General features: G+C 39.9%; 7 protein-coding genes. All 7 read left to right on the top strand.

The genetic code is table 11. From position 1 onward, the window contains the following. Positions 1 to 107 precede the first annotated feature (107 nt). The 7 genes from rpoB to tuf all read left to right on the top strand — a co-directional run bounded on the left by rpoB (position 108) and on the right by tuf (position 12241). Positions 108 to 3662: a DNA-directed RNA polymerase subunit beta gene (gene rpoB, locus MKY94_RS20415; RefSeq protein ID WP_342577746.1), complete on the top strand. Its 3555-nt coding sequence runs from the start codon at positions 108 to 110 to the stop codon at positions 3660 to 3662. Positions 3663 to 3796: 134 nt separating this feature from the next. After that, positions 3797 to 7399, top strand: a complete 3603-nt coding sequence (rpoC, locus tag MKY94_RS20410) for a DNA-directed RNA polymerase subunit beta' (RefSeq protein WP_144540953.1) — start codon at positions 3797 to 3799, stop codon at positions 7397 to 7399. A 129-nt stretch (positions 7400 to 7528) separates the two neighbouring features. Next, positions 7529 to 7777 (top strand): ribosomal L7Ae/L30e/S12e/Gadd45 family protein, encoded by a 249-nt coding sequence (locus MKY94_RS20405; protein WP_151112048.1) that lies wholly within the window; start codon positions 7529 to 7531, stop codon positions 7775 to 7777. A gap of 97 nt (positions 7778 to 7874) precedes the next feature. Continuing rightward, a complete protein-coding gene (gene rpsL, locus MKY94_RS20400) occupies positions 7875 to 8294 on the top strand; it encodes a 30S ribosomal protein S12 (protein ID WP_144540957.1) in 420 nt (139 codons plus the stop codon). A gap of 43 nt (positions 8295 to 8337) precedes the next feature. Continuing rightward, entirely contained in the window at positions 8338 to 8808 is a 471-nt protein-coding gene (gene rpsG / locus MKY94_RS20395) for a 30S ribosomal protein S7 (RefSeq protein ID WP_144540960.1), read from the top strand. Positions 8809 to 8858: 50 nt separating this feature from the next. Further along, entirely contained in the window at positions 8859 to 10937 is a 2079-nt protein-coding gene (gene fusA, locus MKY94_RS20390; RefSeq protein ID WP_144540962.1) for an elongation factor G, read from the top strand. A 116-nt stretch (positions 10938 to 11053) separates the two neighbouring features. After that, the gene (gene tuf / locus MKY94_RS20385; protein WP_144540964.1) at positions 11054 to 12241 is read left to right on the top strand and encodes an elongation factor Tu; all 1188 of its coding nucleotides are present in this window, start codon (positions 11054 to 11056) and stop codon (positions 12239 to 12241) included. Positions 12242 to 12251: the final 10 nt, after the last annotated feature.

Below are 12251 nucleotides of genomic sequence, written 5' to 3'. Positions count from 1 at the left end.
AAAATGAGCTCTTATTAAGAACTCGTTTTCTTTTTGTCTTTCGATATCATACACCAAAATGTCTATATCGAAAAGACCTATTATCGCTTTATTGAGGGGTGAATGAGTTGACAGGTCAACTAGTTCAGTACGGACAACACCGCCAGCGTAGAAGTTTTGCGCGTATTAGTGAGGTGCTAGAATTACCGAATCTTATTGAGATTCAAACAGCATCTTATGAATGGTTCCTTGAAGAAGGTTTGCGTGAAATGTTTAAGGATATTTCACCTATCGAGGATTTTACAGGCAATCTATCATTGGAGTTTGTCGACTATAGTTTGAATGATCCAAAATATTCAGTCGATGAATCTAAAGAACGTGACGCAACATACGCAGCACCACTTCGCGTAAAAGTACGTCTCCACAACAAAGAAACGGATGAAGTGAAAGAACAAGATGTCTTTATGGGTGATTTCCCACTCATGACAGAAACTGGTACTTTCGTTATTAATGGTGCTGAGCGAGTAATTGTATCTCAGTTAGTCCGTTCACCAAGTGTTTACTTCCATGACAAAACAGACAAAAATGGTAAAAAAGGTTTTGGTGCTACTGTTATTCCAAACCGTGGTGCATGGCTTGAATACGAGATTGATGCAAAGGACGTAGTGTACGTTCGAATTGACAGAACTCGTAAATTACCAGTAACTGTTTTACTTCGCGCTTTAGGATTCGGTTCAGATCAAGAAATCATTGATTTACTCGGTGACAATGAGTATTTACGTAACACGCTAGAAAAGGACAACACAGAAACTACTGAAAAAGCGTTATTAGAAATCTATGAACGCTTACGTCCAGGCGAGCCACCAACTGTGGAAAGTGCAAAGAGCCTGCTATACTCTCGCTTCTTTGACCCAAAACGCTATGATTTAGCAAATGTTGGTCGTTACAAAATGAACAAAAAATTACACATAAAAAATCGTTTGTTTAACCAAACAGTAGCGGAAACGTTAGTGGATCCAGAAACAGGTGAAATTTTAGTTGAAGCTGGTACACTGATCGATCGTCGTGTATTAGACAGACTGATCCCTCATTTGGAAAATGGAATTGGATTTAAAACATTCTCTCAAGTTGGAGGAGTTTTAGAAGACGATATTACGGTTCAATCGATTAAAATTTATGCACCAAATGATGACGAGCAAAAAGAGATAAATGTAATTAGTAATGCGTATGTGGAAACCGAAGTTAAAAACATTACGCCTGCAGATATCGTGTCATCTATTGGTTATTTCTTTAACCTATTATTCAACGTTGGAAACACGGATGATATTGACCATCTAGGAAACCGTCGTTTACGTTCAGTTGGAGAGTTATTACAAAACCAATTCCGTATTGGTCTTTCTCGTATGGAGCGTGTAGTTCGTGAGCGTATGTCAATAAACGATACACAAGCAATTGTTCCACAACAGCTGATAAATATTCGTCCAGTAATTGCATCTATCAAGGAATTCTTTGGTAGTTCTCAATTATCTCAGTTCATGGACCAAACAAATCCACTTGCAGAGTTAACTCATAAACGTCGTCTTTCTGCTTTAGGACCCGGTGGTTTAACGCGTGAGCGTGCAGGCTTCGAGGTTCGTGACGTTCACTACTCTCACTATGGTCGTATGTGTCCAATTGAAACTCCTGAGGGACCTAACATTGGTTTAATTAACTCACTTTCCAGTTTTGCGAAAGTAAATAAATTTGGATTTATCGAAACTCCTTACCGTCGAGTTGACCCTGAAACTGGTCTTGTAACTTCACGTATTGATTACCTAACAGCAGATGAAGAGGACAACTATGTTGTTGCGCAAGCTAACTCTCCACTTTCTGACGACGGTGCATTCGTAAACCAAGAAGTAGTTGGCCGTTTCCGTGGTGACAACACGGTATTTAGAAGAGATCAAATTGACTACATGGACGTATCACCGAAACAAGTAGTTTCTGCTGCTACAGCATGTATTCCATTCTTAGAAAACGATGACTCTAACCGTGCCCTAATGGGAGCGAACATGCAACGTCAAGCTGTTCCTCTTTTAAACCCAGAAGCTCCGTTTGTAGGAACTGGTATGGAGCATGTCAATGCACGTGATTCAGGTGCCGCTGTTATTGCTAAGTATCACGGGATCGTAGAACATGTAGAAGCGAAAGAGATTCGCGTTCGTCGCATTGAAGAAGTGGATGGAAAAGAAGTTAAAGGTGATTTAACAACTTATAAAGTTCACAAATTCGAACGTTCTAACCATGGTACATCTATTAACCAACGTCCAATCGTTAAGGTTGGAGACCGTGTTAAACCTTTAGATATCCTTGCAGACGGTCCATCTATGGAACAAGGAGAGCTTGCGCTAGGACGTAACGTACTAGTTGCCTTCATGACATGGGATGGATATAACTACGAGGATGCTGTAATCATGAGTGAGCGTCTTGTGAAAGATGATGTCTATACTTCTGTGCATATTGAAGAATACGAATCAGAATCACGTGATACGAAACTTGGGCCAGAGGAAATTACGAGAGACATTCCTAACGTCGGAGAAGATGCTTTACGTAACTTAGATGACCGTGGAATTATCCGTGTCGGTGCTGAAGTTAGAGACGGAGATATTTTAGTAGGTAAAGTAACGCCTAAAGGAGTTACAGAACTTACTGCTGAAGAACGTCTACTTCACGCTATTTTCGGAGAAAAAGCTCGTGAAGTTCGCGATACATCTCTACGTGTACCTCATGGTGCAGGCGGAATTGTATTAGATGTAAAAGTCTTCAATCGTGAAGATGGGGATGAACTATCACCTGGTGTTAACCAACTAGTACGTGCTTATATCGTTCAAAAACGTAAAATCTCTGTAGGGGATAAAATGGCCGGACGACATGGTAACAAAGGGGTAATCTCTCGTATTCTTCCGGAAGAAGATATGCCTTTCCTTCCAGACGGAACACCGGTGGACATTATGTTAAATCCACTAGGGGTACCTTCTCGTATGAATATTGGGCAAGTACTAGAGCTTCACTTAGGTATGGCTTCTAGACTTCTTGGTGTTCACATGGCTTCACCTGTATTTGATGGTGCCAACGAGGAAGATGTATGGAACACGATGGAAGAAGCAGGCTTGAACCGTGATGGTAAAACGACTCTTTATGATGGTCGTTCAGGTGAACCATTTGATAACCGCGTTTCAGTAGGGGTTATGTATATGATCAAACTTGCCCACATGGTTGATGACAAGCTTCATGCTCGTTCAACAGGACCTTATTCTCTTGTTACGCAACAGCCTCTTGGTGGTAAAGCGCAATTCGGTGGACAACGTTTTGGTGAGATGGAAGTATGGGCACTAGAAGCATATGGTGCTGCTTATACATTACAAGAAATCTTAACGGTTAAATCTGATGACGTGGTTGGACGTGTGAAAACATATGAAGCCATCGTTAAAGGTGAAAGTGTTCCTGAGCCAGGCGTTCCTGAATCATTCAAAGTATTGATTAAAGAACTACAAAGTTTAGGTATGGACGTTAAGATGTTAACAATTGACGAAGAAGAAATTGAACTTCGTGATTTAGATGAAGATGACGATATTCCGGCAGCTGATGCACTTGGTTTATTACCACTAGCTAATGAAGAAGAGCCAGTTGGAAACTTAGAGTAAGGTCAAGCAGGAATAATTGATTAGATAAAAAATCGGACAGGTGATGCCTGTCCGTATTTCCGTATTAAATTGCATTATGCAGAGCTACTTGGAAGGTCTTTCTAAAGACTCAAGACTAAAGGGAGGTAGGCTCCTTGATAGACGTTAATAATTTTGAGTATATGAAAATTGGTTTAGCTTCACCAGATAAAATCCGTTCATGGTCTTATGGAGAAGTAAAAAAACCTGAAACAATTAACTATCGTACACTAAAACCTGAAAAAGATGGGTTATTCTGTGAGCGTATTTTCGGTCCTACAAAAGACTGGGAATGTCATTGTGGTAAATACAAACGTGTTCGCTATAAAGGCGTAGTTTGTGATCGATGTGGAGTAGAGGTTACGCGTTCGAAAGTACGTCGTGAGCGTATGGGTCACATTGAATTGGCAGCTCCTGTATCACATATTTGGTATTTCAAAGGTATTCCAAGCCGTATGGGGCTGATTTTGGATATGTCTCCAAGATCACTAGAGGAAGTAATTTATTTTGCTTCTTACGTTGTAATTGAACCAGCGGATACACCTCTTGAAAAGAAACAATTACTTTCTGAAAAAGAATACCGTGCATACCGAGATAAGTTTGGTAGTAAGTTCCAAGCTGCTATGGGTGCAGAGGCTATTAAGCGTCTATTACAAGAGATAGATCTAGAAAGTGAAACTGAGAACTTAAAAGAAGAGTTAAAAACAGCACAAGGTCAACGCCGTACACGCGCTATTAAACGTTTAGAAGTAGTAGAATCTTTCCGTAACTCTGGCAACAAGCCTGATTGGATGATCTTAGATGTACTTCCGGTTATTCCACCAGAATTACGTCCAATGGTTCAATTAGACGGCGGACGCTTTGCTACATCTGATTTAAATGATTTATACCGTCGTGTAATCAACCGTAATAACCGTTTAAAACGTCTATTGGACTTAGGTGCTCCTAGCATCATTGTTCAAAACGAAAAACGTATGCTTCAAGAAGCAGTTGATGCATTGATTGATAATGGTCGTCGTGGCCGTCCAGTAACAGGACCAGGTAACCGTCCATTAAAGTCACTCTCACATATGCTTAAAGGGAAGCAAGGTCGTTTCCGTCAAAACTTACTTGGTAAACGTGTAGACTATTCTGGTCGTTCCGTTATCGTAGTAGGACCAAACCTAAAAATGTACCAATGTGGTCTTCCAAAAGAAATGGCAATTGAATTATTCAAACCATTTGTTATGAAAGAACTAGTTGAACGTGGTTTGGCGCATAACATTAAGAGTGCAAAACGCAAAATTGAACGTATGCATCCAGAAGTTTGGGATGTATTAGAAGATGTAATCAAGGAGCATCCGGTTTTACTAAACCGCGCACCTACTCTTCACCGTTTAGGTATCCAAGCGTTTGAACCAACATTAGTAGAAGGTCGTGCAATTCGTCTTCACCCCCTTGTATGTACAGCATATAACGCTGACTTTGATGGTGACCAAATGGCTGTTCACGTACCTTTATCAGCAGAAGCTCAAGCGGAAGCACGTCTACTAATGCTTGCTGCACAAAACATTTTGAACCCGAAAGATGGAAAACCAGTTGTTACGCCATCTCAAGATATGGTACTAGGTAACTATTACTTAACACTTGAGCGTAAAGGCGCAACGGGAGAAGGTTCTACATTCTACGGTCCAGAAGAAGTGCTAATTGCATATAATACAGGTCATGTACATTTGCATACTCGTATTGCCATAGCTGCATCTTCCTTGAAAAATCCAACATTTACGGAAGAACAAAACAAGATGTTGTTGTTGACTACTGTAGGTAAAGTAATCTTCAACGAAATACTTCCTGAAACGTTCCCGTATATTAACGAACCAACGGATTACAATTTACAAATAGAAACACCTGAAAAATATTTCATCTCTACTACGACAGACGTGAAAAAACATATTGAATCTACGGATCTTGTTCAACCATTCAAGAAGAAAATCCTTGGAAATATCATCGCAGAAGTATTTAAACGTTTCCATATTACAGAAACATCTAAAATGCTTGACCGTATGAAATCACTTGGATTTAAATATTCAACTAAAGCTGGTATTACAATCGGTATCTCTGATATCGTCGTACTTCCAGATAAAGGTGAAATTCTTGAAGAAGCACAAGGTAAAGTAGATAAAGTAATGAAACAATTCCGTCGTGGTCTAATAACAGAGGAAGAACGTTATGCAAGCGTTATTGGACACTGGAGTAGAGCGAAAGAAGTTATTCAAGAAAAACTGATGAGATCACTTGATAACATGAACCCAATCTTCATGATGAGTGACTCTGGGGCCCGTGGTAACGCGTCCAACTTCACTCAGCTTGCAGGTATGCGTGGGCTGATGGCCAATCCGGCTGGTCGAATTATCGAACTTCCGATTAAATCATCGTTCCGTGAAGGGTTAACAGTACTTGAATATTTCATCTCAACGCATGGTGCTCGTAAAGGTCTTGCCGATACAGCTCTTAAAACAGCCGATTCAGGTTACCTGACTCGTCGACTTGTTGACGTAGCTCAAGATGTAATCGTACGTGAGGATGACTGTGGAACAGACCGTGGCTTACTAATAGGCTCTCTTATGGAAGGTACGGAAGTAATTGAAGAGTTTGGCGAACGTATTGTTGGACGTCACACGAAGAAAACAATCTTCCATCCGGAAACAGGAAAAGTAATGTTAGAAAGAGATGGCTTGATTACTCAAGATATCGCACGTCTTATCGAAGAAGCTGGAATTACTCAATTAACTATCCGCTCAGCATTTACTTGTAATACAAAACATGGTGTATGTAAAAAATGTTACGGCTTGAACTTAGCAACTGGAGATACGGTAGAAGTAGGGGAAGCGGTAGGTATTATCGCAGCTCAGTCTATCGGAGAACCTGGTACACAGTTAACGATGCGTACATTCCATACAGGTGGGGTTGCCGGTGATGATATTACACAAGGTCTTCCACGTATTCAAGAGATTTTTGAAGCTCGTAATCCAAAAGGGCAAGCGGTTATTTCTGAGATTTCTGGTACCGTTACTGAAATTGACGAAATTAGAGAAGGACAAAAAGAAATTACAATTCAAGGTAATGTAGAAACACGTAAATATCTAGCTCCATACAATGCACGTCTAAAAGTAATAGTAAATGACGTTATTCAACGTGGTCAGGTATTAACGGAAGGTTCTGTAGACCCTAAAGAATTGTTAAAAGTAAAAGATGTTTCTACTGTTCAAGAGTACTTATTAAAAGAAGTACAAAAAGTTTATCGTATGCAAGGGGTAGAAATTGGGGATAAACATATCGAAGTAATGGTTCGCCAAATGCTTCGCAAAGTGCGCGTAATTGAAGCAGGAGAAACTGACTTGCTACCTGGTTCACTTTTAGATATCCACCAATTTGCTGAAGCGAATAAAGAAGCAGTTTTACAAGGTAAAATCCCTGCAACTTGTCGCCCAGTTATCCTTGGTATCACAAAAGCTTCTCTTGAAACAGAATCATTCTTATCAGCGGCATCTTTCCAAGAAACGACTCGTGTCTTAACTGATGCAGCGATTAAAGGAAAACGTGATGAGCTACTTGGATTGAAAGAAAACGTAATTATTGGTAAACTAGTTCCTGCTGGTACTGGTATGCAACGTTACCGTCAAATTCAAATAACTACAAACGAAGCCGATGCTGAAAAAGAAACAGTAAACGCAGAATAACTTATATTAGGGAGATCTATTTATATTTCTCCCTAATATTTTATTGTTAAGCCTTGACACCTTTTTCAAGGAATGATAATATATTTAAGGTTGATAGTTATCGGACTTGTAGCTTTGGAGGATATGTAAATGTCTTATGAAAAAGTAAAACAAGCAGACAAAACGATCATTGGTACAAAGCAAGCAGTAAAAGCAATGAAAAAAGGGCTTGTCAAAGAATTATATATTGCACTGGATGTAGAATTGAGAATCATTGAATTAGCACGTCAGATAGCACAAGAAAATGATGTTCCAATAACCTATGTCGAGTCTAAATTAGAGCTTGGTAGAGCCTGTGGTTTGCGTTTAAGCGCTGCCGTTGTGGCGATTACTGTGTAACAGTTTTTGTGTAATACACAAAAACTTTGTTTTTACCCAAAAAATGAACCACCTGGATGTGTGGTATTAAAAGAACAAATGAAGGGAGGAATAATCGATGCCTACAATTAACCAATTGGTCCGTAAGCCTCGTAAATCCAACATCACTAAATCTAAGTCTCCAGCATTAGGAAAAGGCTATAACAGCTTTAAAAAATCAGCTACAAATCTTAACTCGCCTCAAAAGCGTGGGGTTTGTACTCGTGTTGGTACTATGACGCCGAAAAAACCAAACTCAGCACTTCGTAAATATGCGCGTGTACGTTTAACAAATACGTTAGAGGTTACTGCTTATATTCCAGGAGAAGGTCACAACCTACAAGAACATAGTGTTGTACTTATCCGCGGAGGACGTGTAAAAGATTTACCAGGGGTACGTTACCATATCGTACGTGGTGCTCTTGATACAGCTGGAGTTAATGGTCGTATGCAAAGCCGTTCATTATACGGTGCAAAACGCCCTAAAGTTAAAAAATAATTTATATTTAATAATTTGACATTCGTCGAAAGGAGGAAAACACATGCCTCGTAAAGGTCCTGTTTCCAAACGTGACGTGTTACCAGATCCAATTTATAATTCGAAACTAGTAACTCGTTTAATCAATAAAATGATGATTGATGGTAAAAGAGGTACTTCTCAAAAAATTCTATACGGAGCGTTTGATCTTGTAAAAGAACGTTCTGGTAAAGATGCATTAGAAGTATTTGAAGCTGCATTAAGCAACATTATGCCAGTTCTTGAAGTTCGTGCTCGTCGTGTTGGTGGTGCTAACTACCAAGTACCGGTTGAAGTACGTCCTGACCGTCGTTATACTTTAGGTCTTCGCTACCTAGTAAACTATTCACGTCTTCGTGGAGAAAAAACTATGGAAGAGCGTTTAGCTAATGAAATTCTTGATGCATCTAACAACACTGGTGCTTCTGTTAAGAAACGTGAAGATATGCATAAAATGGCGGAAGCTAACAAAGCATTTGCTCACTATCGTTGGTAAGATTTTAATACAATCATACTCTAATCCGAAATTGGAAGGAGAAATACAATATGGCTAGAGAGTTCTCCTTAGAAAAAACACGTAATATCGGTATCATGGCTCACATCGATGCTGGTAAAACGACTACTACGGAGCGTATTCTATACTACACTGGTAAAATCCACAAAATTGGGGAAACTCATGAGGGTGCTTCACAAATGGACTGGATGGAGCAAGAGCAAGAACGTGGTATCACTATCACTTCTGCTGCGACAACAGCTGCTTGGGATAATCACCGTGTAAACATTATCGATACACCTGGACACGTAGACTTCACAGTTGAAGTTGAACGTTCACTTCGTGTACTTGATGGTGCGGTTACAGTACTAGATGCTCAATCTGGTGTTGAACCACAAACTGAAACAGTATGGCGTCAAGCTACAACTTATGGCGTACCACGTATTGTTTTTGTAAACAAAATGGATAAAACAGGTGCGGACTTCTTATATTCTGTAGGAACTCTTCGTGACCGTCTACAAGCTAACGCTCATCCAATTCAGTTACCAATTGGTGCTGAAGATGAATTCAGCGGTATCATTGACCTAGTGACAATGAAAGCTACTTTATACGGAAACGACTTAGGTACTGATATCCAAGAAGTTGAAATTCCAGAAGAATATAAAGCACAAGCTGAAGAATACCGTGAAAAATTAGTTGAAGCGGTAGCTGAGCTTGATGAAGATTTAATGGAAAAATATCTTGGTGGAGAAGAAATTACAACTGAAGAATTAGTTGCTGGTATCCGTAAAGGTACCCTTAACGTAGAATTCTATCCAGTAGTATGTGGTACTGCTTTCAAAAACAAAGGTGTTCAAAAAGTTCTTGATGCAGTAGTTGCTTACCTTCCATCACCACTTGATATTCCAGCTATGAAAGGTATCGATCCTGATAGCGAAGAAGAAGTAGAACGTCACTCTGACGATTCTGAACCATTCTCTGCATTAGCGTTTAAAGTTATGACTGACCCTTACGTTGGTAAATTAACTTTCTTCCGCGTGTATTCTGGTACTCTTCAATCTGGTTCATACGTTCAAAACTCTACTAAAGGTAAGCGTGAACGTGTAGGTCGTATCCTACAAATGCATGCTAACTCTCGTGAAGAGATCTCACAAGTTTACGCTGGAGATATCGCTGCAGCAGTAGGCTTAAAAGATACAACAACTGGTGATACATTATGTGATGAAAAATCTCTAGTAATTCTAGAATCTATGGAATTCCCAGAGCCAGTTATCTCACTATCTGTTGAACCAAAAACTAAAGCTGACCAAGATAAAATGGGTCAAGCTCTACAAAAATTAGCTGAAGAAGATCCAACATTCCGCGTACATACTGACCAAGAAACTGGTCAAGTAATCATCGCTGGTATGGGTGAACTTCACCTTGATATTCTAGTAGACCGTATGCGTCGTGAATTCAAAGTAGAAGCTAACGTAGGTGCTCCACAAGTATCTTACCGTGAAACTTTCCGTTCATCGGCACAAGTTGAAGGTAAATTCGTTCGCCAATCTGGTGGACGTGGTCAATTCGGACACGTTTGGATCGAGTTCTCTCCAAACGAAGAAGGAAAAGGCTTTGAGTTTGAAAATGCTATCGTTGGTGGGGTTGTACCACGTGAATATATCCCAGCTGTTGAAGCAGGTCTTCGTGACTCACTTGACAACGGTGTAATCGCTGGATTCCCATTAATCGATATTAAAGCTAAATTATTCGACGGATCATACCATGATGTTGACTCGAATGAGATGGCATTTAAAATCGCAGCATCTATGGCATTGAAAAATGCTGTTTCTAAAGTAAACCCAGCACTTCTTGAACCAATCATGAAGGTAGAAGTTGTTATTCCTGAAGAATATTTAGGAGACATCATGGGTGATATCACATCTCGTCGTGGACGCGTTGAAGGTATGGACGCTCGTGGTAACGCACAGGTAGTACGTGCAATGGTTCCACTTGCTGAAATGTTTGGATATGCAACATCATTACGTTCAAATACACAAGGTCGTGGAGTATTCTCGATGGTATTTGATCACTATGAAGATGTTCCAAAATCAATTGCTGAAGAAATTATCAAAAAACACAAAGGTGAATAATTGAATTTTCATCTTGATTCAAGTATAACTTTCTTGTAGTGTATGAAATATAGGGACTACTTGTCCCTATCTTTTATCATAAAAAAAACAAACAATTACTGAGGAGGATTTCTCTAATGGCTAAAGAAAAATTTGACCGTTCCAAAACACATGCTAACGTTGGTACAATCGGACACGTTGACCATGGTAAAACAACTTTAACTGCTGCAATCGCTACAGTTCTTTCTAAAAAAATGGGTGGAGTAGCTAAATCATACGCTGACATCGATAACGCTCCTGAAGAAAAAGAGCGCGGAATCACAATCAACACTTCTCACGTTGAATATGAAACAGAAACTCGTCACTACGCTCACGTAGACTGCCCAGGACATGCTGACTATGTTAAAAACATGATCACAGGTGCAGCTCAAATGGACGGCGGGATCCTAGTAGTATCTGCTGCTGATGGCCCAATGCCACAAACTCGTGAACACATTCTTTTATCTAAACAAGTAGGTGTTCCATACCTAGTTGTATTCATGAACAAATGTGATATGGTAGACGACGAAGAATTACTTGAATTAGTTGAAATGGAAGTTCGTGACCTTCTTTCTGAATACGATTTCCCAGGCGACGACATTCCAGTAATCAAAGGTTCTGCTCTTAAAGCTCTTGAAGGAGAGCCAGAATGGGAAGAAAAAATCGTTGAATTAATGGACGCTGTAGATAGCTATATCCCAACACCAGAACGTCAAACTGACAAACCATTCATGATGCCAGTTGAGGATGTATTCTCAATCACTGGTCGTGGTACAGTTGCTACAGGACGTGTTGAGCGTGGACAAGTTAAAATCGGTGACGTTGTAGACATCATCGGTATTACTGAAGAAGCAAAATCAACTACTGTAACTGGAGTTGAAATGTTCCGTAAACTTCTTGACTATGCAGAAGCTGGAGACAACATCGGTGCTCTTCTTCGTGGGGTTTCTCGTGAAGAGATCCAACGTGGTCAAGTTTTAGCTAAACCAGGTTCAATCACTCCACACACAGACTTCAAAGCTGAAGTTTATGTTCTTTCTAAAGAAGAGGGTGGACGTCATACTCCATTCTTCTCAAACTACCGTCCTCAGTTCTACTTCCGTACAACTGACGTAACTGGTGTTTGTAACTTACCAGAAGGCGTAGAAATGGTTATGCCTGGAGATAACATCGAAATGACTGTATCTCTAATCTCTCCAATCGCTATCGAAGAAGGTACTAAATTCTCTATCCGTGAGGGTGGACGTACTGTAGGCGCTGGTGTAGTTGCTACTATCACTAAGTAATCTATAATTA

Origin of the sequence: Psychrobacillus sp. FSL K6-2843 (genome assembly GCF_038626375.1) — a bacterium.
GTDB lineage: Bacteria > Bacillota > Bacilli > Bacillales_A > Planococcaceae > Psychrobacillus > Psychrobacillus faecigallinarum.
The sequence above is the reverse complement of the archived record's forward strand: the minus strand, read 5'-3'. Positions and strand labels throughout refer to the sequence as shown.